Origin of the sequence: Mycobacterium sp. smrl_JER01 (assembly GCF_048513595.2) — a bacterium.
Taxonomy (GTDB): Bacteria; Actinomycetota; Actinomycetes; order Mycobacteriales; family Mycobacteriaceae; genus Mycobacterium.
In genome coordinates, this window is record NZ_JBLXXK020000001.1 from 1,110,535 (window position 1) to 1,133,631 (window position 23,097).

General features: G+C 66.7%; 23 protein-coding genes. 16 read left to right on the plus strand and 7 right to left on the minus strand.

What is annotated here, in order from left to right; all coding sequences use genetic code 11:
- Positions 1 to 90 precede the first annotated feature (90 nt).
- A complete protein-coding gene (locus ACNUDN_RS05260; protein WP_419120970.1) occupies positions 91 to 1,170 on the plus strand; it encodes a phosphatase PAP2 family protein in 1,080 nt (359 codons plus the stop codon).
- Here ACNUDN_RS05260 and ACNUDN_RS05265 read toward each other — a convergent pair.
- A complete protein-coding gene (locus ACNUDN_RS05265; RefSeq protein ID WP_419120971.1) occupies positions 1,146 to 1,988 on the minus strand; it encodes an FkbM family methyltransferase in 843 nt (280 codons plus the stop codon). The two genes, ACNUDN_RS05260 and ACNUDN_RS05265, sit on opposite strands and share 25 nt — an antisense overlap.
- Before the next feature lie 763 nt (positions 1,989 to 2,751).
- Between ACNUDN_RS05265 and ACNUDN_RS05270 the strand changes: the two genes are divergently transcribed.
- A complete protein-coding gene (locus tag ACNUDN_RS05270) occupies positions 2,752 to 4,866 on the plus strand; it encodes a PGRS repeat-containing protein (protein ID WP_419120972.1) in 2,115 nt (704 codons plus the stop codon).
- 95 nt (positions 4,867 to 4,961) lie between these two features.
- Here the strand turns inward: ACNUDN_RS05270 and purU are convergent, their stop codons facing one another.
- From purU to ACNUDN_RS05285, 3 genes are read right to left on the minus strand one after another with little or no spacing between them, the layout of a single operon-like run.
- Positions 4,962 to 5,849: a formyltetrahydrofolate deformylase gene (gene purU / locus ACNUDN_RS05275; RefSeq protein ID WP_419120973.1), complete on the minus strand. Its 888-nt coding sequence runs from the start codon at positions 5,847 to 5,849 to the stop codon at positions 4,962 to 4,964.
- 22 nt (positions 5,850 to 5,871) lie between these two features.
- Positions 5,872 to 7,593: a glycosyltransferase gene (locus ACNUDN_RS05280; protein WP_419120974.1), complete on the minus strand. Its 1,722-nt coding sequence runs from the start codon at positions 7,591 to 7,593 to the stop codon at positions 5,872 to 5,874.
- A 38-nt stretch (positions 7,594 to 7,631) separates the two neighbouring features.
- Positions 7,632 to 8,678, minus strand: coding sequence for a class I SAM-dependent methyltransferase (locus tag ACNUDN_RS05285; RefSeq protein WP_419120975.1), 1,047 nt, complete (start codon positions 8,676 to 8,678; stop codon positions 7,632 to 7,634).
- Between the two features lie 161 nt (positions 8,679 to 8,839).
- On the opposite strand from ACNUDN_RS05285, the gene ACNUDN_RS05290 reads away from it, so the two are divergent.
- The 5 genes from ACNUDN_RS05290 to ACNUDN_RS05310 are packed head-to-tail and all read left to right on the plus strand — an operon-like array spanning position 8,840 to position 13,458.
- Positions 8,840 to 9,379, plus strand: a complete 540-nt coding sequence (locus ACNUDN_RS05290; RefSeq protein WP_419120976.1) for a hypothetical protein — start codon at positions 8,840 to 8,842, stop codon at positions 9,377 to 9,379.
- Positions 9,380 to 9,429: 50 nt separating this feature from the next.
- Positions 9,430 to 11,058, plus strand: a complete 1,629-nt coding sequence (locus tag ACNUDN_RS05295; protein WP_419120977.1) for an acyl-CoA dehydrogenase family protein — start codon at positions 9,430 to 9,432, stop codon at positions 11,056 to 11,058.
- Complete coding sequence (locus tag ACNUDN_RS05300; protein ID WP_419120978.1) at positions 11,055 to 11,978, plus strand: crotonase/enoyl-CoA hydratase family protein; 924 nt, start codon at positions 11,055 to 11,057, stop codon at positions 11,976 to 11,978. The genes ACNUDN_RS05295 and ACNUDN_RS05300 overlap by 4 nt, the downstream gene beginning before the upstream one ends.
- An 11-nt stretch (positions 11,979 to 11,989) precedes the next feature.
- A complete protein-coding gene (locus tag ACNUDN_RS05305; RefSeq protein ID WP_419120979.1) occupies positions 11,990 to 12,703 on the plus strand; it encodes a PaaX family transcriptional regulator C-terminal domain-containing protein in 714 nt (237 codons plus the stop codon).
- A complete protein-coding gene (locus ACNUDN_RS05310) occupies positions 12,700 to 13,458 on the plus strand; it encodes a crotonase/enoyl-CoA hydratase family protein (protein WP_419120980.1) in 759 nt (252 codons plus the stop codon). Before ACNUDN_RS05305 ends, ACNUDN_RS05310 begins: the two co-directional genes overlap by 4 nt.
- 1 nt (position 13,459) lies before the next feature.
- On the opposite strand, the gene ACNUDN_RS05315 is transcribed toward ACNUDN_RS05310, so the two are convergent.
- From ACNUDN_RS05315 to ACNUDN_RS05325, 3 genes are read right to left on the minus strand one after another with little or no spacing between them, the layout of a single operon-like run.
- Entirely contained in the window at positions 13,460 to 13,909 is a 450-nt protein-coding gene (locus tag ACNUDN_RS05315; RefSeq protein ID WP_419120981.1) for a hypothetical protein, read from the minus strand.
- Between the two features lie 49 nt (positions 13,910 to 13,958).
- Entirely contained in the window at positions 13,959 to 14,360 is a 402-nt protein-coding gene (locus ACNUDN_RS05320; RefSeq protein WP_419120982.1) for a DUF3060 domain-containing protein, read from the minus strand.
- 2 nt (positions 14,361 to 14,362) lie between these two features.
- The gene (locus tag ACNUDN_RS05325) at positions 14,363 to 14,692 is read right to left on the minus strand and encodes a DUF3060 domain-containing protein (protein WP_419125023.1); all 330 of its coding nucleotides are present in this window, start codon (positions 14,690 to 14,692) and stop codon (positions 14,363 to 14,365) included.
- A gap of 115 nt (positions 14,693 to 14,807) precedes the next feature.
- On the opposite strand from ACNUDN_RS05325, the gene ACNUDN_RS05330 reads away from it, so the two are divergent.
- From ACNUDN_RS05330 to ACNUDN_RS05370, 9 genes are all read left to right on the plus strand, one after another.
- Positions 14,808 to 15,353: a DUF3558 domain-containing protein gene (locus tag ACNUDN_RS05330; RefSeq protein WP_419120983.1), complete on the plus strand. Its 546-nt coding sequence runs from the start codon at positions 14,808 to 14,810 to the stop codon at positions 15,351 to 15,353.
- A gap of 1 nt (position 15,354) precedes the next feature.
- A complete protein-coding gene (locus ACNUDN_RS05335; protein ID WP_419120984.1) occupies positions 15,355 to 15,891 on the plus strand; it encodes a DUF3558 domain-containing protein in 537 nt (178 codons plus the stop codon).
- A 57-nt stretch (positions 15,892 to 15,948) separates the two neighbouring features.
- The gene (locus tag ACNUDN_RS05340) at positions 15,949 to 16,524 is read left to right on the plus strand and encodes a TetR/AcrR family transcriptional regulator (protein ID WP_419120985.1); all 576 of its coding nucleotides are present in this window, start codon (positions 15,949 to 15,951) and stop codon (positions 16,522 to 16,524) included.
- A 289-nt stretch (positions 16,525 to 16,813) separates the two neighbouring features.
- Positions 16,814 to 17,188 carry a 30S ribosomal protein S12 gene (rpsL, locus tag ACNUDN_RS05345; RefSeq protein WP_003929602.1) on the plus strand — a complete coding sequence of 125 codons (375 nt, stop codon included), beginning with the start codon at positions 16,814 to 16,816 and terminating at the stop codon, positions 17,186 to 17,188.
- Positions 17,188 to 17,658, plus strand: coding sequence for a 30S ribosomal protein S7 (gene rpsG, locus ACNUDN_RS05350; RefSeq protein WP_059101330.1), 471 nt, complete (start codon positions 17,188 to 17,190; stop codon positions 17,656 to 17,658). The genes rpsL and rpsG overlap by 1 nt, the downstream gene beginning before the upstream one ends.
- Positions 17,659 to 17,762: 104 nt before the next feature.
- Complete coding sequence (gene fusA / locus ACNUDN_RS05355; RefSeq protein ID WP_419120986.1) at positions 17,763 to 19,865, plus strand: elongation factor G; 2,103 nt, start codon at positions 17,763 to 17,765, stop codon at positions 19,863 to 19,865.
- An 89-nt stretch (positions 19,866 to 19,954) separates the two neighbouring features.
- Positions 19,955 to 21,145 (plus strand): elongation factor Tu, encoded by a 1,191-nt coding sequence (gene tuf / locus ACNUDN_RS05360; RefSeq protein WP_419120987.1) that lies wholly within the window; start codon positions 19,955 to 19,957, stop codon positions 21,143 to 21,145.
- Positions 21,146 to 21,361: 216 nt separating this feature from the next.
- Positions 21,362 to 22,210 (plus strand): cutinase family protein, encoded by an 849-nt coding sequence (locus ACNUDN_RS05365; RefSeq protein ID WP_419120988.1) that lies wholly within the window; start codon positions 21,362 to 21,364, stop codon positions 22,208 to 22,210.
- Positions 22,211 to 22,235: 25 nt separating this feature from the next.
- The gene (locus tag ACNUDN_RS05370) at positions 22,236 to 23,075 is read left to right on the plus strand and encodes an SHOCT domain-containing protein (protein ID WP_419120989.1); all 840 of its coding nucleotides are present in this window, start codon (positions 22,236 to 22,238) and stop codon (positions 23,073 to 23,075) included.
- Positions 23,076 to 23,097: the final 22 nt, after the last annotated feature.

Sequence of the window (23,097 nt, forward strand, 5' to 3'; positions counted from 1 at the left end):
ATTGTCGCCAAACGGTTACCAAACTGCAGGTGGCGGCGGGGTTAAATAGGCTGACGCCGAGAACCGAGTGTCCCTCGTCGAAAGGCCTGTGTGTCCGCGATTGACCAGCCGTCGATTGCGCTGCCGCATGCGCCTTCGGAGGATCCGGTCACCGCACGGACCCGCCGCCGGACTCGCCGTCTGACGATCATTCGTTGGGTCGCCATCGTCACGTGGGCGGTGGTGGTCGTCTGGCGCACGGTGACTGATGGTTTCGCCTTCAACCGTGAACTGCTGCTGCTCTACATCTGCATCGGTCTGGCCGCGGCCAGCATCGGACAGGGCCGTCGGGTCCTGTATGTGGTCAGGGACTGGTTGCCGTTCGCGCTGGTGCTGATCGCCTACGACTTCAGCAGGGGAGCGGCGCTGCTGGTCGGCAGTCCGACGCTCTGGCACTGGCAGGCGGATATGGACCGGTGGTTGTTCGGCGGGACGATGCCGACGGTGTGGCTGCAGGAACGGCTCAAGCTGCCCCACCCGCCGTGGTGGGAGGTGGTGATCAGCAGCGTCTACATGTCGTTCTTCATCCTCCCGTACGTGGTGGCCGGGGTGCTGTGGCTACGCAACCGTGAGGAATGGAAGTCGTTCGTCCGGTTGTTCGTCGGGCTGTCGTTCACCGCGCTGGTGATTTATGCGCTGGTACCCGCCGCACCGCCGTGGGCCGCGGCCCGGTGTACGGCGGCCGACGTCGCCGGCGGGCCCTCCGACCCCGGCTGCATGTTCCGGTCCGCGCGGGGGGTGCCGGACGGGGGGCTGCTGGGGAGCATGCAGGTCGTGCAGCCCGGCGCCAACGACTGGATCGAGCGCATCGTCGGTCGGGGTTGGGGTGCGCTGGAGTTGCACACCGCCAGCGCGCTGATCGATCAGGGTCAGGCGAGCGTGAACCTCGTCGCGGCCATCCCGTCACTGCACGCCGGGTTGTCGCTGGGGATCGCGATCTTCCTGTGGACGCGGGTACATGCCGGGTGGCGTCCGGTTCTGGTGGCCTATCCGCTGATCATGGCGTTCACGTTGGTCTACACCGCCGAGCATTATGTGGTCGACATTGTGCTCGGTTGGGCGTTGGCGGCGGTCGTCGTCGGCGCGCTCTGGTGTTACGAGAAACGTCAGTCGGAGCGCAGGGACAGATAGCGCTGTTGGGCGCCCGGTTCGAGGGATCCGCGCTGCTCGAGCAGCAGCACGCAGCGCAGGGCCAGGTCGTAGGAGCCGTAGCAGTGGTGGGCGACCAATGCGAGATGCTTGAGCTGTTCGTCGGTCATCGCGTCCGGACGGGTGAAGTCGCGGACGTAGACGATGTCGGCTTCGAGAATCTGGTTCAGTCCCCAGCGCGGGTCCTCGTTGACCCGGTAGGAGCCGATCGGCCAGTACTTGACGTCCGCGACGCCGTGCGGGATGAAGCCCTGTTCCCGCAACTCCACATCGATGTCGCCGAGGCCGGGTTGCCTCAGGTAGAGCTTCACGAACGACACCTCCGTCTGGATCACCACCGCCTCTGCGAGCTTGTCGCGGCCGCTCTGCACAACAGCCAGCTCGCCGCCCTGGATGTCGACTTTCATGAAGTCGAGGTGTTCGATCTCGGCGATGTCATCGAGCCGGTGTGTTCTCAGCGGGATCCGCTCGATGACCTCGCCGTGGGGTGCGAGCGCCTCGAACAGACTCAGGGTGTCCGGATCCGGTTCGAACATGCTGGTCATGCCGGAGGAACGGCAGAGGTTGAGGGTGTGTTGGCCGCCGTCGCCAACGGCATAGGGCAGGTAGCGCTCGGACGCGCCCTGGCGGCTCTGCAGCTCCTGGAGGGCAGCGGGTTGCGGCTCGAATCCGGTCACCCGGCACAGCCCCGCGGCGAGCATCGGGGTGTAGGGCGGCTCGCCGTCGATCGGATTCGCGCCGACATCCACCACCTCGGTCACCCGAGAGGGGCCCAGCAGGTCGCGAAAAGCAGTGGTCATGACGTCGCCTTCGAGCGGGGATGGGACCGGGGAAGGGGCGAGACGAATCTATCGCTCAGCAGTCCGGTGTTCGGGCAGATTTTCGGAGCACGTTTCTGGTCGATCCGCCAGAGGCCAAATTCGTCAATCGGTTCGCCGAAGGTGACTCGTCGTCGGCAGGCAACCTCCCGTTGGTCGGGAATTCGCTTTGCTGAGTGATTCGTGCGCCGAGGCGGCGCCGATGCGGCCAGGACATGCGGGCGCCGTTGGCGCAACCAGCATCTCGACGAGAATCCGGGTCCGGCGACCGGGGCCGTTCCGCACTGGTGACGCATTTTGCGGGTGTTCGGACGACATCGCCGATCGCAATGCCCAAGCAATTTGCTCGCGTCCCATTCTCTGACAGGTTGTCAATTTCACGCCGCGAACCCGGGATGGGCGGGGCCGGATCCACCGGTGATGTCTCGCTTCCATGGCCGGTGACCTGCCGGTTACCGAAGCTGCCCATGAGGCTCTGGCAAACTGACGCGCCCGTCAAGTAATTGCGGTAGCACAGATCGCGAGCGAAAGCTAATTGAGCACGCAACAACACCATGGCCGAAGCTGCCGAAACCCTTATGCCTGGTAAATCGGGGTGTTAATTTCCCTCCGTCTGCGCTCCGCAGGCACCGATCGGGTTCTCAGTAGGGGGTTTACGACCTTGTCCAGTCGACGTAAGCAAAAGTCTGGCGGTACCAAGAAAGCGGTCCGCCCTGTTATCACCACCGGCCTCGCCGGTGCGGGAATGTTGGCCGCGGGAATGATGTTCCTCGCGCCTCCGGGGGGGCCGGGACCCGTGTCCGCGGCAATTCAGTTGACGTCGACGGGATCGGATGCCACCGATCCGTGGTACGTGGTCAACTTCGGACGTTCTGCCGCTCCGACCCCCAACAATCTGGCCGCCGCAGTGGTCGATTACAGCCGGCCCTGCGGCCTGATCTGCAACGGTGCCGACGGCACGGAGGAGAACCCGGACGGCCAGGCCGGCGGCATCCTGTTCGGAAATGGCGGTAACGGGTGGAACAGCACCATCGCCGGCAGGGATGGCGGCAACGGCGGTAACGGCGGCCTGTTCGGCGGCAACGGCGGTAACGGCGGTAACGGCGGCTGGGGTGTCGTCGGCGAGATCGGCCAGATCGGTACGCCAGGTGCGGTCGGCGCTGCGGGCGCCGCCGGGGCAGCGAGCGGTGCCGTCGGCTCCGTCGGCGCGGATGTCCCCAACGGTCAGCTGCCGGGACTTCCGGGCTTGCCGCCGATCGGCAAAGCGGGAGCTGCGGGCGGCATCGGTGCCTCCGGCAAGGCCGGAGACGTCGGCTCGACCGGCGGCCCCGGTGACCCGGGCGGTCCCGGCGCCAACGGCGGTCCGGGTGCATCCGGCGGTGCGGGCTATGAGGGCTCTCCCGGCACACCCGGGGTGACCGGTAGTGCGGGTACCGCCGGCGGTATCGGCGGTATCGGCGGCGAAGGTGACGCCGGTGAGGACGGTAAAGCCGGTGAGGCCGGCGGAACCGGCGAAGCCGGCGGCAAAGGCGGTGTCGGCGGTGTCGGCGGTCAGGGCGGAAACGGCGGCGTTGGCGACACCGGCAACACCGGTCTGCAGGGCCTCCCCGGACTTCAGGGCGGCCAGGGTGGTCAGGGTGGTCAAGGCGGCGCCGGCGGCCAGGGCGGCCCGGGATCGGCCTCCACCAGCATCGGTGGTGCCGGCTCGACGGGCGGCGTCGGCGGCAAGGGCGGCAACGGCGGCAGCGCCGGTCTGTTCAGCCTGTTCGGTAAAGGCGGCAACGCGGGTAGCGGCGGTACCGGCGGCACCGGTGGCCAGGGCGGTACGGGTGGCACCGGCGGCGCCGGTGGCACCGGCGGCACGGGTGGTACCGGCGCTCAGGGCGGCACGGGTGGTAAAGGTGGCACCGGCGGAATCGGCGGCACCGGCGGTACCGGTGGCACGGGCGGTACCGGTGGCACGGGTGGCACCGGTGGCACGGGTGGCACCGGCGGCACCGGCGGTGACGGTGGCAAGGGTGGCACCGGCGGTGACGGTGGTCAGGGCGGTACCGGCGGTCAAGGCGGTACCGGTGGTCAAGGCGGCGCCACTGGCACCGGCACCGGCAACGGTGCGGGCGGCACAGGCGGTCAGGGCGGCACGGGTGGCACCGGCGGTAACGGTGGCACTGGTGGTACCGGTGGCTCAGCCGGTGCCGGCGGTACCGGCGGTACCGGTGGTCCCGGTGGTCCGGGCGGTGCCGGCGGTCTCGGTGGTGACGGCGGCGAAGGCGGCGCACCCGGCGTCGGTGGAGCCGGTGGTCTCGGCGGTGTCGGCGGTCTAGGCGGTCCCGGTGGCGCCGGTGGCGTCGGCGGTGCCGGCGGCCCGGGCGGTAGCACCGGCGGCGCCGGAGGCGCGGGTGGCCAGGCGGGAACCGCCGGTAAGGGCGGCCTGTTCGGCGGCAACGGCAAGGCCGGCACCACCGGCGCAACAGGCGCCGCCGGGGCCAGCGGTGCCGCGGGTGCAACCGGTGCGACCGGTGCGACCGGTGCCACCGGCGCGCAGGGCGCACAGGGTGGGACCGGAGCATCCGGTGCGGCCGGCACCACGTCCGGTGCAACCGGTAAGGCCGGTGCGACCGGAGCCGACGGTGTGACCGGTGCGACCGGTGCGACCGGTGCGACCGGTGCGGGCGGTAAGGCCGGCGAGCAGGGTAAGGCCGGCGAGCCCGGCAAGGCCGGCGACCCCGGAACCCCCGGTGGCGCGGGTAATCCCAACGGCACCGGTGGAACCGGTGGAAATGGTGGCGGCGGCGGAGCCGGTGGCGGCGGAGGCGACGGCGGTGCCGGTGGCTCCAACGGCGCGGGCGGCGACGACTAGCCGGTGAGATGAAGGGAACGGCCCCCTCCTTCGGGAGGGGGCCGTTTCTTTCGGTGAAACTTCGGCACAGCGGCCGGCGGCCGATGTCGTTGCCGCTAAAGGCAGATAGTCTGATTACCGAACCGGATCACCCGATCCTCGCAATGCCACAGCACCGCGCGGGACAGGACGGCGCGTTCCACGTCGGCGCCGAGCCGGACCAGATCGTCCACGCTGTGCCGGTGGTCCACCCGCACCACATCCTGCTCGATGATGGGCCCTTCGTCGAGGTCCTCGGTCACGTAATGCGCTGTGGCGCCGACGAGTTTGACACCGCGCTCGCGGGCCCGCCGGTACGGCGACGCTCCGATGAATGCCGGCAGGAAGGAGTGATGGATGTTGATCAACGGGCAACCGACACGGTCGACGAAGTTCGGGGTCAGGATCTGCATGTAGCGGGCCAGCACCACCAGGTCGACGTTTCCACGCAGCAGATCGAGCTGGCGGGATTCGGCGTCCTCGCGGATGTCTCTGTGTGCGGGGACGTGAATGAAGGGCACTCCGAAGGGGCGCACCTCGTCGGCCAGATCGGGGTGGTTGGCGATGACCATCACCACTGACATGTCCAACTCGCCGCGGCGGTTCCGCCACAACAGGTCGAGCAGGCAGTGGTCTTCCTTGGACGCCATGATCGCGACACGTTTGGGTTTGGCGGCCTCGGTCAGCCGAAAGTCCATGGCGAAGGGCCCGGCCACCTCACGGGCGAAATCCTGCTCCAGCGCATCGCGTGCTGCGGTCAAGCCGGCAAGATGAAAGATGGTGCGCTGCATGAAGGTTCCACCGGTCTGCTGGGTGGAATGCTGGTCCAGCGAGATGATATTGGCGCCGGCGCCGGCCAGGAAGGTACTGACGGCGGCGACGAGTCCGGGTCGGTCTGCGCACCGGAGCAGTAGCCGCCCGACGTCCTTGCCGCCCTGGATGTCGACCCCGGTCGGTTCGCTCATCGCCTCACCTCACCGGTCGATCTCAGAATTGCAGGATGCATAGCACTTCGTCGAGCGTGGCGATATGCAGACCGGTTTCGGCTGCGCGCCGGCCCAGGTCGGCGATGGTCGTTCTTCTGCCGTCCTCGCCGGCGAACACTTGGTCCAGCCGCGTGCAGTCGAACATCGCGGGACCGCTGACCGCCGCATCGGTCAGTGCGTAGCGGCCTGCCCGGACGGCGTGGCGCACCGACGGGCCGGATGCGGCGGCGCCGGTCAACTTGTCCGCGTCTTCGTAGTTGACGCCGACCTGTACGACTTCGGGTCCCGACTGCAGCACTGCGGTCAGCCGGGTTATCAAGTCTTCGCGGGCGAAGAACTGCCAACCCATCCCGAGGTGGAACCAGAATCGGCCACTGATCTGAGCGCGGATCTGCCGCAGTTCCAGATTGGGCGGAAGTGGGCGGAACTCGATGAAGGGATACGATGCTGACAACGCGGCGCGGTCGTCCGGTCGCAAACCGACATCGAGGATCAGCGTCTTCTCTATCAGCCGGGAGTCGGCGCAGCAGTTCAGGAACGAGTTCAGCGTCCGCTCGGTCATGTCACGTCCCGGCCCGGCGATCAGCGTGACGGTGACATCACCTTCGTGCCCACCTGCTGACAGGTGCTGCGCCAAAGCGATCGGGTAAACGGCCGCAGCCTCGATCAGCGGGCCCGCCGAGCAGTCACGGTTGGCCGCGATGCGACGTCGGTCATCGTCGGAAATGTCGTCGCGGCTGATCAATCGGCGGCAGAGGGTGAACGCCTCCTCGTGTTTGCCGATCCACGATGCACACACCGCCTGCTCGTCGAGGGCACACCACTCGTACACCGCGGAGTTCACGAACAGCACGTCGTCCTGGGGCAGCGGGATCGCGGCGGCGCGCTCCGCGAACAGGTAACCCAACTGATAGCGCTGATCGTTTCGGTACCGGTGTGCGATCGCGTGCAGCGGTTCGGCGCGGCTCGGACGAAACTCCCAGGCGCGCAGATAAACGTCCAGAACTGCCGGCCACGGTTCATCGAGGCGCACCATCGTATCGGCGACACGCATCAGCGAGCAGTAGACCTCTTCGTCGAAGCCGGCCATCTCGGTGCGACGCTGATACCAGCGGCGAGCGCTCACGAAATCGCCGTAATCGTAGTAGCTCTGCGCCAGGTAGAAGACCGAGCGGGGATTCTCGGGGTCGCGCTGGACCTCGGCGAGCAGTATCTCGGCATCGCGAAGGTACTTTTCGGGATCCTGGCTCCGGCCGCCGAGCCGCCGTGACTCGATGTAGTAGTCGCCGTCGAGCCGTTCCTCCGCGCACGGACCACCACAGTCGGCGTACTCGTGCAGCACACCAATATAGCGCCACGGCAGGCCGTCCTTGAATAACTGCCTGCGCCAGTAGGAAACGCCGGGGCCGTAGTGCAGCTGATAGACGTCAGCGGTGAGCCCACTGAAGTCCGGCGTGCCGACGAGCAGGTCGTCGGCGTCGATGACCCAGATGTAGTCGCCGTGCCCACGCGCGAGGTCCAGTGCTTCGGACCGGTTGTGGCCGAAGTCGCGCCATGGTCGCTCATACAGTTCACCCGGAATGCCCAACGCGGCCATATGGTCGCGAATCTTGTCCTGGGTGCCGTCGTCGGACCCGGTGTCGACGATCACCCACGAGTCGATGAAGGGCGCGACGGAATCGAGGACCTCATGGACGATGTGCGCCTCGTTGCGAACGATCATGTTGAGACAGATCGTGGGCTGTGCTCCCGGCATGAGGTTCAGTCCGTCTTCTGATAGACCAGCCAACGCATCTCGACCGGCGACTGCTCGCGCGGCACGTCGAAGACATCCTGGCCGCTGACCCACTCGGGATACCACCCCGTCTGCGGCCAGACACCGGTAGGGAGGTTGGCCTTCTCATATTCGTAGACCGAGTCGTTGGTCATCAACCGCAGCGACAATCCCGCGGAGGCCGAATCGATTTCCTCTCCGGTGAAAATCGTTGTGTACACCTGTTGGCCGAGCTCACGTGCCGCATCGGCGAGCGCCTGGACTGCGTCGTCGGACAGGTAACCGGGCCTCGGCATGAATGTGTTGAACACCAGGCGTCCACCAGGTGACAGGCACTGGGCTGCGAGTTCGAAAATGGCCCGAAGTTGTTGCACATTGCGGAAATCGGACACTACTTCGGACAAGACGATCAACTGATAGTCCTTGTTCAGGTCGTCCAGGGTCTCGAAGACGTCACGGTCTATGACACGGACGTTCAGCAGTTGTTTGTACGCCTCGGCGCGCAGGATCTCGGCGAACTTCGGCGTCAGTTCGACGGCGTCGACGGGATGACCGCGACGGGCCAGCGCCAGTGCGTTGCGGCCCGTCCCGGCGCCGATGTCGAGCACCCGACTCGATTCCGGATCGGCCGTTCCGGCCGACAACGCCATCACTCTGGCATCGGGATGCTTGCCGAACAATGGGGGTTTTCGGGTCGCCACCCAGTTGTCGTAGGACTGCTCGAGAGTTGTGATCTCGGGTTGGATGAAGTAGTTCAGCACCGTTCCGACCGGGGCGTCATAGCTGATGACGATGTTGGACCGGTTCGACCCCTCGAATGCGTTGGCTAATTCCTTGGCAAGCAGCGTTCGCAGATGATCGAGCTCCTCGCGGGTGAACTTCCGGCCGAGTGCGCTGAAAATCTTGTTGCACAAAGAAACATATTCGTCGACCATGCTGGGCACCGCGGGCAGCGTGATCTTCCCGCTGGACACGCCGCGGCGCAAAAGCCGCCGTGTCAGCGCCTCCCGCATATAGGTCGTATCAATCGACATCAGCACACCCCCGAATAGGCGAAAGACCCCCTTGCGCGCTGAGGATACACAAGAGATCCTTTGCGAAAAGCACAAATTCGAGTGACGATCCGGTCGCTGATGTGTTCCGTTTTCGCCATTCCGCTCATTTCTTCGGCATCGGTAGCTCTACCATCGCGTTCGTGGCCGATCACCGAGATCCCGACGACGATTCCACCCCTGAACCGCACGTGTCACGGGTACCCCAGAAAGTCACCCGCAACAGATCACCGCTCACCCCGGTCGCGTTGCTGGTAGCGCTGATCGCGGTCGGGCTCGCGGTGTGGGCGCTGCTGAGTGTGCCCGAACAGCAGTCGGTCTCGGCGACCGGTGCACCGCTTGCCGGGGATGCCAAGGACCGCGTCTGCACCGCGGCGCACACCGTGGCGATGGCGGTGCAGCGCCAGACCAACGCCAACATCGGCGAGGAGCCCGCCGCGATCGAGGCGGTGGCGGCCAATGCCCGCTTGGCGATGCTCGGCGGTGGTGACTATCTGCTGAGCCAGATCAGCTCCGATACCCCCCAGGATCTCGCTGAGGCGGCCCGTTCGTTCGGCAACACCCTGCAGCAGATCGGCGCCAACGCATTGGCCGGCGTCTCCAACGAGGACGAGCTGCAGGCCGGCCGCATCATCAGCGCCGAATCCTCCCGGAACAAGCTGAGCACGATCTGCAGCTCGTAACGACTATTACAGTTCTTGTGCGATTGTCTGATTGATGTAACAGTGGTGGCATGCCGGACACCCATGTCGTCACCAACCAGGTTCCGCCGCTGGAGGACTTCAACCCCGCCGGCTCGCCGGTCCTCGCCGAGGCGCTGATCCGCGAGGGTGGGCAATGGGGTGTCGACGAGGTCGCCGAACTCGGCGCCTTGGCCGGCACCGCGAAGGCGCAGCGCTGGGGGGATTTGGCCGACCGCAACCGGCCGGTGCTGCACACCCACGACCGCACCGGCCACCGCATCGACGAAGTCGAATACGACCCGGCCTACCACCAGCTCATGACCGTGGCGATCGGCCACGGCCTGCACGCCGCGCCGTGGGCCGACGACCGCCCCGGAGCCCACGTGGTGCGGGCCGCCAAGACCTCGGTGTGGACTCCGGAACCTGGGCACATCTGCCCGATCTCGATGACCTACGCCGTGGTGCCCGCGCTACGTCACAACCCGGAGCTGTCCGCGGTCTACGAACCCCTGCTGACCAGCCGCGTCTACGATCCCGAGTTGTCGGTGCCCAGCGCCAAACCGGGCATCACCGCGGGGATGTCGATGACCGAGAAGCAGGGCGGCTCCGACGTGCGGGCCGGCACCACCGAGGCCACCCCCAACGGCGACGGCACCTACGCGCTGCGCGGGCACAAGTGGTTCACCTCTGCACCGATGTGCGACATCTTCCTGGTGCTCGCGCAGGCGCCCGGCGGGCTGAGCTGCTTCTTCCTGCCGCGCATCCTGCCCGACGGCTCCCGAAACCGGATGTTCCTGCAACGCCTCAAGGACAAGCTCGGCAACCACGCCAACGCCTCCAGTGAAGTGGAGTACGACGGGGCGACGGCCTGGCTGGTCGGCGAGGAGGGGCGCGGCGTGCCGACCATCATCGAGATGGTCAACCTGACCCGGCTGGACTGCACGTTGGGCAGTGCGACGAGCATGCGCAACGGGCTGATGCGCGCCATCCACCACGCCCAGCACCGCAAGGCCTTCGGCGCCTACCTCATCGACCAGCCACTGATGCGTAATGTGCTCGCCGACCTCGCGGTCGAAGCCGAGGCCGCCACGATACTCGCGATGCGGATGGCGGGCGCCACCGATCGGGCTGTGCGCGGCGACGACCGCGAAACCCTCTTGCGCAGAATCGGGTTGGCGGCAGCCAAGTACTGGGTGTGCAAGCGTGCCACCCCACATGCGGCCGAGGCGATGGAATGCCTGGGTGGCAACGGCTACGTAGAGGACTCCGGAATGCCGCGGCTGTACCGGGAGGCCCCGTTGATGGGAATCTGGGAGGGCTCGGGCAACGTCAGTGCGCTGGACACGTTGCGCGCCATCGCGACCCGGCCCGAGTGTGTCGACGTGCTGTTCGACGAACTCGCCGCGACGGCCGGCCACGACCCACGATTGGACGCGCATGTTCAACACCTGAGACCGCAGCTGGAGGATCTGGTGACGATCCAGTACCGCGCCCGCCAGGTCGCCGAGGACATCTCGCTGGCGTTGCAGGGTTCGCTGCTGGTGCGTCACGGCCATCCCGCTGTGGCCGAGGCGTTCCTGGCCAGCAGACTGGGTGGCCAGTGGGGCGGCGCGTTCGGGACGCTGCCGACCGGGCTCGACCTGGCGCCGATCCTCGAGCGGGCCCTGGTGAAAGCGTGACTGATGCCCTCAAAGCGGAGACCCTCACAACCATGACCTACGAGGTCACCGACCGGGTCGCTCGCATCACCTTCAACCGGCCGGAGAAGGGCAACGCGATCATCGCCGACACCCCACTGGAACTCGCGGCCCTGGTCGAGCGCGCCGACCTGGATCCGAACGTCCACGTGATCCTGGTGTCCGGACGTGGCGAGGGGTTTTGCGCCGGATTCGACCTGTCGGCCTACGCCGACGGATCTTCCTCGCCCGGCTCCGATCGTCGGGGTACCGTGCTCGACGCCAAGACCCAGGCGGTCAACCATCGCGCGGACCGGCCGTGGGATCCGATGATCGACTACCAGATGATGAGCCGCTTCGTGCGAGGCTTCTCCAGCCTGATGCGCTGCGACAAACCGACGGTGGTCAAGATCCATGGCTACTGCGTGGCCGGCGGCACCGACATCGCGCTGCATGCCGATCAGGTGATCGCCGCCGCCGACGCGAAGATCGGCTATCCGCCCACCCGGGTGTGGGGCGTACCGGCGGCCGGGTTGTGGGCGCACCGGCTCGGTGATCAGCGTGCCAAACGCCTTCTGCTGACCGGTGATTGCATCACCGGGGCGCAGGCCGCCGAATGGGGGTTGGCGGTGGAGGCGCCTGCACCCGCCGACCTGGACGAGCGTACCGAGCGGCTGGTGGCGCGGATCGCCGCGATGCCGGTCAACCAGCTGATCATGGTCAAGCTCGCGATGAACAGTGCGCTGTACAACCAGGGGGTGGCCAACAGCGCGATGATCTCCACCGTGTTCGACGGCATCGCCCGCCATACCCCCGAAGGACACGCGTTCGTCGCGCAGGCCCGTGAGCACGGTTTCCGCGAGGCGGTGCGTGGCCGCGACGCGCCGTTCGGTGACCACGGCCGCACCACCTCCGGGGTGTAGCGGTGCTGCGGATGACAGCACGCTCGGTGGTGCTGAGCGTGCTGCTGGGTGCGCATCCGGCCTGGGCGACGGCCGCCGAGCTGATAAGGCTCACCGAGGATTTCGGCATCCGGGAGTCCACGGTGCGGGTCGCCTTGACCCGTATGGTCGGCACCGGTGACCTGGTGCGTTCCCAGGACGGTTACCGGCTCTCGGACCGGCTGCTGGCCCGCCAGCGCCGCCAGGACGACGCCATCGCCCCGCGGCGGCGGCACTGGGACGGCAGCTGGACCACGCTGGTGATCACCAGCGTCGGCCATGACGCCAGGGCGCGCGCTCAACTGCGAAACACGTTGCAACACAACCGCTTCGGTGAGATGCGGGAGGGCGTATGGATGCGCCCGGACAATGTCGCGGTGGAACTCGGCCCCGACATCACCGAGAAGGTGCGCATCCTGGCGGCGCGCGACGACGCGCCCGCCGAATTGGCGGCCCGGCTGTGGGACCTGCCCGGCTGGGCCGGCCACGGCCGCGATCTGCTCACCTCGATGACCGACGCCGAGGATGTCCCGGGCCGGTTCGTCGTCGCGGCTGCGATGGTGCGCCACCTTCTCACCGACCCGGTGTTGCCCGACGAGCTGCTGCCCGCCGAATGGCCCGGGGCGGCGTTGCGCGACGCCTACCGCGATTTCGCCGCCGAACTGGTCGCGCGGCGCGACGACGTGGAACTGATGGAGGCCAGATGAGTGTGAGGGTGGAGAAATCCGGTGCGGTCACGACGGTCGTGCTGGACCGGCCGCACGCGCGCAACGCCGTCGACGGCCCGACAGCGATGGAGCTCTACGCCGCCTTCGACGAGTTCGACAACGACGAGTCGGCGTCGGTGGCGGTGCTCTGGGGTGCCAACGGAACCTTCTGTGCCGGTGCGGACCTCAAGGCGATCGGCACCGAGAACTCCAACCCCGTGCACCGCACCGGTCCGGGTCCGATGGGCCCGAGTCGCATGGTGCTGTCCAAACCGGTCATCGCCGCCATCAGCGGTTACGCCGTCGCGGGCGGCCTGGAGCTGGCGTTGTGGTGTGACCTGCGGATCGTGGAGCAGGATGCGGTGCTCGGGGTGTTCTGCAGGCGCTGGGGTGTTCCGCTGATCGACGGCGGCACCGTGCGATTGCCGCGGCTAATCGGGCACAGCCGGGCGATGGACCTGATCCTCACCGGGCGCGCGGTCGACGCCGACGAGGCCTATGCCATCGGGCTGGCCAACCGGGTGGTGCCGACGGGGAAGGCGCGCCGACGGGCCGAGGAGCTGGCGGCCGAACTGGCCGCGCTGCCGCAGCAGTGCCTGCGCTCGGACCGGATGTCGGTGCTGAACCAGTGGGGCGTGTCGGAAGCCGAGGCGATGGACGTCGAGTTCGGCAGCATGTCACGCGTGGCAGCCGAATCACTGCAAGGCGCGGCACGTTTCGCCGGGGGCGCGGGCCGGCACGGAGCGCCCGGCTGAGTCACCAGAAGACGCCCTGATCGGCGGACAAGGTGAAGCCGTGGTTTCCGTAGGTCTCGCAGCGCACGGTGTCGGGGGAGGTGACCGCACAGGCGCCACCGAGGCTTTCCACGCGTTCACCGACGGGGAGCATGTCGACGACGCGGGTGAACGAGGCCGTGTCCGAGTAGCGGTACTGCGCTGGGCCCCAACTCATCACCCAGGTCTGGTTGACCCCGGGCGAAGCGTCGGCGGCGACCGCGTCGCAGCCCACGGGTCCACCGTTCGGCCCGATGCCGCACGCCCGCCCGTCCGGAGTGATGAAGAAAACCCAGCCGTAGTCCTCAGGCGTCGTGAAATCGCCGTCCGCAAGCGGGTAGGCATCGATGTCTCCGGGCGGCGCGGCCGAGGCGGGCGCAGCCAGCAACACCACGGCGCCCAGCCCGGACAAGAGTGGACGGAAACCCCTCATGGGAAGACTGAACCTTTCCGAAAGGCTCTGCCGATAGAGGACTTGGGCCTCACTGACCTCGGCTGACGTTGTTGTTGCTGCCGGTGTCGTTGACCTTCGGGTCGCCCTGGCGGTAGGTGACGGTGTTGTTGAGCCCCACCACCGACAGCTCGGAGTCCACCCGGTCCAGCGAGATCCGATTGTCCGCCCCACCGATGTTGACGTTGGCGCAGGTGCCGGTGACGGTCAAGGTGTTGTTGGACCCGCCGACGTTGAGTGATTTGCCGTCTGCGCAGTCGATCTCGGCGGTCGTTCCGAACGAGCCGTAGTTGATGGTGTTGCCGATCTCGACCTGCGCACCGGAGGTGCCCGCCGTCGCGGTAGGGCTGTTGGTGTCGTTGCTGGCCGAACCGCATGCGGTGAGCCCGACCGCCACGGCCGTGAGGCACCCGATCACACCCAGACGAATCATGCCTACGTGGGTACCCGATCGATGCGGTTCGTCATCCCCAGTTCGCGGCCCCGGTCCCACACGACGGGCACGCCGTCTTTGTAGAACACCGTCTGATCCCAGCCGTAGACCGTGATGTCGTTGATCACATTGTCGGCAACCACCAGGTTCGAGGATCCCTGCACGGTCACCGCCCAGCAGGTGCCGAGTGCGTTGATCTGGTTGTTGTTGCCGTTGACGATCAGCGTGCCGTGGTTGCAGTCGATGGTCTGCACGACACCGATTCCGGTGATGTGGGTGTCCCCGTTCTCGGCGTGCGCCACCGGGTTCACCGCGGCCAGCGCCGCCCCCATCGCCAACGCACCCACCGCAACCAGACGTCCGACAACAGATGCAGTCACACCGGCAGCCTACGACGTCCGTCGCTCGCGCTGTCGGGGTTCGCGCGGAAGGGTAGCGTGAGGCGCGATGCTCCGGTGGTGTGGCGATCTCGGACGGATTCTCGCCGTGGCGGTGACCACGACGGCGACGGTGGTCGGCTGCGCGCAGACGGTGACCGGCGTGGCGCAACGTTCCGATGCCGGCGCGGTGGACCCCGACCGCAGCTACGGCTACGTCGACGACCGCTGCGGCCTGCTCGACGACACCACCGTCCAAGCGACCGTCGGCGCCGATCAGATTACCCGGCCCTACAGCGGTGCGGTCTGCCAGTACATCCTGCGCGTGGGTTCCGATGGGACCGTCGACGTCACCTTCTCCTGGTTCGACACCGGCGACCTGCGGCGCGAACGGGACCTCGCGACCGCGCGCGGTGCAGACGTCACCGACGCCGTGGTCGAACGCCATGAAGCGTTCTCTGCCCGGCGCGACACCACCGGCGCGGCCTGCTCGGCCACCGCCGCGGCCGGCACCGGTGTGCTCAGCTGGTGGGTTCAGTACCGGGGACAGACCACCGGCGACCCCTGCCTGGATGCCGAGAAGCTGCTCGCGGCGACGCTGCGCTCGGATATGTGACGTGGGCGCACGCACACCCGCCCGCATCTGCGCGGCGCTGACCTTCGCCGCGCTGCTGGCCGGATGCGGTGGCCCTGATCAGGAGGACCAACCCGGCACCGGACCCGGGACACGGGCGTCGGGCGAGGGCTTCCGCAGCGGCGACTGCAACGGCGTCACCGATGCCGACATCGCCGAGATCGCGGGAGAGGACCTCTACACCCCGGCGGTCGTCGGTGACGCGGGCTGCTTCTGGCAGGAAGACACCACGATCGGCGATGTCGGGGCCGGTATGGGTATCTCTACCTGGTGGTATCGCGGCAGCGACATGGCCACCGAACGCGAACTCGAGCAACGGGCCGGACGCACCCTGACCGAGTTGACCATCGACGGCAACCAGGGCTTCAAGGCCTACGATGACACCGCGTGCAGCATCTATGTCGGCAAGGGCGGTGACGTCATCACCTGGTCGATTCAGACGATGAACGCCACCACGATGCCCGACCTGTGCTCGATCGTCGACGAACTGGCTCAGTTGAGCCAACAACGGGTGAACTAGAGTTGCTCGCTGACCAGGCTGACCCTGGACGACTGATCGATCCGAGGGGGATGTGGCATGGCAGCTCGGCCGCCGCGATCCGCCAAGCTCAGCCGCGACGCCATCGTCAACGCTGCGTTGACCTTCCTGGACCGGGAGGGTTGGGACGCGCTGACCATCAACGCCCTGGCCAATCAGCTCGGGACCAAGGGTCCGTCGCTGTACAACCACGTGCACAGCCTCGACGATCTGCGCCGCACCGTGCGCATGCGGGTGGTTGGCGACATCATCGACATGCTCAACACGGTCGGGCAGGGCCGCAGCCCGGAGGATGCGGTGATGGTGATGGCCAGCGCCTACCGCAGCTACGCGCACCATCATCCGGGCCGGTACTCGGCGTTCACCCGGATGCCGCTGGGTGGAGACGACCCCGAGTTCACCGAGGCCACCTGGGCAGCCGCGGCCCCGGTCATCTCGGTGCTGGCCACTTTCGGGCTGGAAAGCGAGCCCGCGTTCCACGCGGCGCTGGAGTTCTGGTCGGCGATGCACGGCTTCGTGTTGTTGGAGATGACCGGGGTGATGGCCGGCATCGACACCGACGCGGTCTTCACCGATATGGTGACCAGGCTGGCCACCGGAATGCAGCCCCGCTGAGACGCTGTCACCGCGGATTCGCAGGTCAGCGGGTTTTGTCGAGGTATCCGGCCCTGGTATTGTGGACGTTCGTGCCTGGCCGCTAAGGCGCAGCATGCCTGCACGCCGGGCGAATTCGCATGTCTCGCTCTCGCGGGGTGCTGTGGAAACTGTCGCAGAGACCGCGGCGGACGCATGCGACACGCCCGGACGCGGGGTAACCGCAGCAGGCAAAACAGCAGTACAGAGAACTTAAGACGTAACAAGCAGCACAGACGTCACAACGACGAGGAACAGAGAAAGCCGGTACATGCCAACCATCAACCAGCTGGTCCGTAAGGGTCGCCGCGACAAGATCGCCAAGGTGAAGACCGCGGCCCTCAAGGGCAGCCCGCAGCGTCGCGGCGTGTGCACCCGCGTGTACACGACGACCCCGAAGAAGCCGAACTCGGCGCTTCGCAAGGTCGCGCGCGTGCGCCTGACCAGCGCGGTCGAGGTCACCGCCTACATCCCGGGTGAAGGCCACAACCTGCAGGAGCACTCGATGGTGCTGGTGCGCGGTGGCCGTGTGAAGGACCTCCCCGGCGTGCGCTACAAGATCATCCGTGGGTCGCTCGACACCCAGGGCGTCAAGAACCGCAAGCAGGCCCGCAGCCGTTACGGCGCGAAGAAGGAGAAGAGCTGATGCCGCGCAAGGGACCCGCGCCCAAGCGTCCGTTGGTCAACGATCCGGTCTATGGATCGCAGCTGGTCACCCAGCTGGTGAACAAGGTTCTGCTGGACGGGAAGAAATCGCTGGCCGAACGCATTGTTTACGGTGCGCTCGAACAGGCCCGCGACAAGACCGGCACCGATCCGGTGGTCACCCTCAAGCGGGCCATGGACAACGTCAAGCCCGCCCTCGAGGTCCGCAGCCGCCGCGTCGGCGGTGCCACCTACCAGGTGCCCGTGGAGGTCCGTCCGGACCGCTCGGTGACGCTGGCGCTGCGCTGGCTGGTCAGCTTCTCCAAGCAGCGCCGCGAGAAGACCATGATCGAGCGTCTCGCGAACGAGATCCTCGACGCGAGCAACGGCCTGGGTGCCGCCGTCAAGCGGCGTGAGGACACCCACAAGATGGCCGAGGCCAACCGCGCCTTCGCGCACTACCGCTGGTGATTCTGGTTCCAACCGCCCGGCTCGCCGGGGTGCCCCGCGGTCAGTGACGCCGGCGCGGCGCGACGACAACACCCGACAAGCAAGCGAAAGAGTGGTATCAAGCCGTGGCACAGGACGTGCTGACCGACCTCACGAAGGTCCGCAACATCGGCATCATGGCGCACATCGATGCCGGCAAGACGACGACGACCGAGCGCATCCTCTACTACACCGGTATCAGCTACAAGATCGGTGAGGTGCACGACGGTGCCGCCACGATGGACTGGATGGAGCAGGAGCAGGAGCGGGGCATCACCATCACCTCGGCTGCCACCACCTGCTTCTGGAACGACAACCAGATCAACATCATCGACACCCCGGGCCACGTCGACTTCACCGTCGAGGTGGAGCGTTCGCTGCGCGTTCTCGATGGCGCCGTCGCCGTCTTCGACGGCAAGGAAGGTGTGGAGCCGCAGTCCGAGCAGGTGTGGCGCCAGGCCGACAAGTACGACGTGCCGCGGATCTGCTTCGTCAACAAGATGGACAAGCTCGGCGCCGATTTCTACTTCTCGGTGCGCACCATGGAAGAGCGCCTCGGCGCCAACGTCATCCCGATCCAGCTGCCGATCGGCTCCGAGGGTGACTTCGCCGGTGTCGTCGACTTGGTCGAGATGAACGCCAAGGTGTGGAGCGCCGAAGCCAAGCTGGGCGAGAAGTACGACACCGTCGAGATCCCCGCCGATATGGCGGAGAAGGCCGACGAGTACCGCACCAAGCTGCTCGAGGCCGTCGCCGAGACCGACGATGCGCTGATGGAGAAGTATTTCGGCGGCGAAGAGCTGACGGTCGAGGAGATCAAGGCCGCGCTGCGCAAGCTGACCATCAACTCCGAGGCCTACCTGGTGCTGTGCGGCTCCGCGTTCAAGAACAAGGGTGTGCAGCCCATGCTCGACGCGGTGATCGACTACCTGCCCTCGCCGCTGGACGTTCCGCCTGCCGAAGGCCACGTGCCCGGTAAGGAAGAGGAGCTGATCACCCGCAAGCCGTCCACCGACGAGCCGTTCTCGGCCCTGGCGTTCAAGGTCGCCACCCACCCGTTCTTCGGGAAGCTGACCTATGTGCGCGTCTACTCGGGCACCGTGGAGTCGGGCAGCCAGGTCATCAACGCGACCAAGGGTAAGAAGGAGCGGCTGGGCAAGCTGTTCCAGATGCACTCCAACAAGGAGAACCCGGTCGAGCGGGCCTCAGCCGGCCACATCTACGCGGTCATCGGCCTCAAGGACACCACCACCGGCGACACCCTCTCCGATTCCAGCGATCAGATCGTGCTGGAGTCGATGACGTTCCCGGATCCGGTGATCGAGGTCGCGATCGAACCCAAGACCAAGAGCGACCAGGAGAAGCTGGGCACCGCGATCCAGAAGCTCGCCGAAGAGGACCCGACCTTCAAGGTGCACCTGGACCAGGAGACCGGCCAGACCGTCATCGGCGGTATGGGCGAGCTGCACCTGGACATCCTGGTGGACCGCATGCGCCGCGAGTTCAAGGTCGAGGCCAACGTCGGCAAGCCGCAGGTCGCCTACCGCGAGACCATCCGCCGCAAGGTGGAGAAGGTCGAGTACACCCACAAGAAGCAGACGGGTGGCTCCGGCCAGTTCGCGAAGGTGCTCATCGACCTCGAGCCGTTCAGCGGCGAGGACGGTGCGACCTACGAGTTCGAGAACAAGGTCACCGGTGGCCGCATCCCGCGCGAGTACATCCCGTCGGTGGACGCCGGTGCGCAGGACGCCATGCAGTACGGCGTGCTCGCCGGCTACCCGCTGGTGAACATCAAGGTCACCCTGCTCGACGGCGCTTTCCACGAGGTCGACTCGTCGGAAATGGCGTTCAAGGTGGCCGGCTCCCAGGTGTTGAAAAAGGCCGCGCAGTCTGCGCAGCCGGTCATCCTGGAGCCCATCATGGCCGTCGAGGTCACCACGCCCGAGGACTACATGGGCGATGTGATCGGCGACCTGAACTCCCGCCGTGGTCAGATCCAGGCCATGGAGGAGCGAAGCGGTGCCCGTGTCGTCAAGGCGCAGGTTCCGCTCTCGGAGATGTTCGGCTACGTCGGCGACCTTCGGTCGAAGACCCAGGGCCGGGCGAACTACTCCATGGTGTTCGACTCGTACGCCGAGGTTCCGGCGAACGTGTCGAAGGAGATCATCGCGAAGGCGACGGGTCAGTAATCTGACCTGCCGCCGGCGCAGGGAACCACAACTGCAAAAATCAACACTGCTTAAGTAAGAGCACCAACACAGTCCAGGAGGACACAGAAGTGGCGAAGGCGAAGTTCGAGCGGACGAAGCCGCACGTCAACATCGGGACCATCGGTCACGTTGACCACGGCAAGACCACGCTGACTGCAGCGATCACCAAGGTTCTGCACGACAAGTTCCCCGATTTGAACGAGTCGCGCGCATTCGACCAGATCGACAATGCGCCCGAGGAGCGTCAGCGCGGTATCACGATCAACATCTCCCACGTGGAGTACCAGACCGACAAGCGTCACTACGCACACGTCGACGCCCCCGGTCACGCTGACTACATCAAGAACATGATCACCGGTGCCGCCCAGATGGACGGCGCGATCCTGGTGGTCGCCGCCACCGACGGCCCCATGCCGCAGACCCGTGAGCACGTGCTGCTCGCTCGTCAGGTCGGCGTGCCCTACATCCTGGTCGCGCTGAACAAGGCGGACATGGTGGACGACGAGGAGCTCATCGAGCTCGTCGAGATGGAGGTCCGCGAACTGCTGGCTGCCCAGGACTTCGACGAGGAAGCCCCGGTCGTCAAGGTGTCGGCGCTCAAGGCTCTCGAGGGTGACCCGGAGTGGGTCAAGTCCGTCGAGGAGCTCATGGAGGCCGTCGACGAGTCCATCCCGGACCCGGTTCGCGAGACCGACAAGCCGTTCCTGATGCCCGTCGAGGACGTCTTCACCATCACCGGCCGTGGCACCGTGGTCACCGGTCGTGTCGAGCGCGGCATCATCAACGTGAACGAGGAAGTCGAGATCGTCGGCATCCGTCCCGACACCACCAAGACCACGGTCACCGGTGTCGAGATGTTCCGCAAGCTGCTCGACCAGGGGCAGGCCGGTGACAACGTCGGTCTGCTGCTGCGCGGTATCAAGCGTGAGGACGTCGAGCGTGGCCAGGTTGTGGTCAAGCCCGGCACCACCACCCCGCACACCGATTTCGAGGGCAGCGTCTACATCCTGTCCAAGGACGAGGGTGGCCGCCACACGCCGTTCTTCAACAACTACCGTCCGCAGTTCTACTTCCGTACCACGGACGTGACCGGCGTGGTGACCCTGCCCGAGGGCACCGAGATGGTGATGCCCGGTGACAACACCGACATCTCCGTCAAGCTGATCCAGCCTGTCGCCATGGACGAAGGCCTGCGCTTCGCGATCCGCGAGGGCGGCCGCACCGTCGGCGCCGGCCGCGTGACCAAGATCATCAAGTAGGCCCGCCTACGGATCATCAAGTAGGCCCGCCTACGGATCATCACGTAGGCCCCGCCTACGGATCATCACGTGATCTAGCTCAGTACGAGAATGGCGCTCACCCGCAAGGGTGGGCGCCTTTCTTGTTGGTGAACGCGTAACACCGTCGCCGCCGAGTCCGATGTATGTTCCGACGGCTGTCGAGGGGTCGGCCGGCTCGAGGTGAAGAGGTTGGTGTTGAGAAGCAGTTCTGGCATTGCCGCAGTCGCGGGCGCCGCCGTCATCGGCGGCGCTGCTCTTCTGGGACTGGGGACGGGGGCTGCGTCCGCGCAGCCCGCGTGTCCCGATGTGCACTGGATCGGCGCCGCCGGCTCCGGCGAGCGTGCCGGCGACATGGCCGCCGACGCCGGCATGGGCCGGGTGGTCTACAAGTCCTACCGGGATTTCGCCTCGCTGGTGCAGCAGAGCGGACGGACCATCACCGCCGAAGCCGTCAACTACCCCGCCACCGCGGTGCCCGACGACGGCGGCATCCTGGCCTGGGCCGGCTTCATGAGCAGCGTCGACACCGGCGCGGCCGCGCTCGGGCAGCAGTATCAGGCGTTCGTTGCGCAGTGCCCGACCACCCAGGTGGTGCTGGCAGGCTACTCGCAGGGGGCCATGGTGGTGCACCGCAATCTGCACGAGCTCGATGCGAGCCCGAACTTGGCGGCCGCGTTGCTGGTCGCCGACGGGGACCGGCTGCCGCAGGACCCGACCATCAACATCGGGTCGGTGGTCTCGGTGCCGGGAGCTGGGAAGGGGGTCGCCCAGGACTGGCCGATCCTCGCCGGTGCGCCGGCGCCGCTGCCGGTCACCATGGGTGCCCGCACCATCAGCGTCTGCGATCTCGGCGATGCGGTGTGTGACTACGACCCCGATGCCGAGGACGTGATGAACCCGGCGTCGGTGGCGGTGCACACCAGCTACGCGCGCAGAGCCAGCGCGATGGACGCCTGGACCGTGCCGCTCTACCAGCTTGTCAGTCAGGCGCCGCAGCCGGTGCCGCTGCCCTCCTACCCACTGCAGGTAACAGCCGGTTCCTGAGCCGCTTTGCGGTCATAATCTCCGCATGTCGACTTTCTGGCGATATGTGAAGATTCAGCTCTTCGTCCTGCTGTGTGGCATCGTCGGCCCGATCTTCCTGGTCATCTACTTCGCGACGGGCGGCGATCCGCTGCTGCGGTGGATGTTCTGGACCGGACTGCTCATCACCGCCGCCGACGTGCTGATCGCGTTGGTCCTGACGAGTTTCGGGGCTCGATCGGCGGCCAAGAAGCAGGCGTTGGAGGCTTCGGGGGTGTTGGCGCTGGGCCAGGTTGTCGGGATCCACGAGACCAACACCAGGATCAACGACCAGCCGCTGGTCAAGCTCGACCTGCAGGTTTCCGGGCCCGGCGTCACCCCGTTCTCCACCCAGGACCAGGTCGTCGCCTCGGTCGGACGGTTGCCGATGATCACCGGCCGCAAGCTTGTCGTGCTGGTGGATCCGGTCACCCACGATTACCAGATCGATTGGGAGCGCAGCGCTTTGGTCGCCGGGCTGATGCCGGCCACCTTCAGCGTCGCTGAGGCCGACGGGCTGGACAACCGGACCTACGATCTGACGGGTCAGACCGAGCCGCTGATGGAGATTTTGCAGGTGCTCAAGGCCCACGGAATCGGCATGGACAGCATGATCGACCTTCGTTCCAATCCCGGGGCGCGGCAGCAGGTGCAAGCGATCGTCCGGCGTGCGGCCGCGCACCACGTGGTGCCGCCGCCGGTGCCCGCGGCCCCGTCGTACGCGGCACCGCTTCCCGAACCGACCATCGCCCAACGGCTTCAGGAGCTGGAGACACTACGGGCCACCGGATCGATCACCGACGACGAGTACGCAGCCAAGCGGCAGCAGATCATCGCCGATCTCTGATCGCCGGACTCTAGAACGCGTT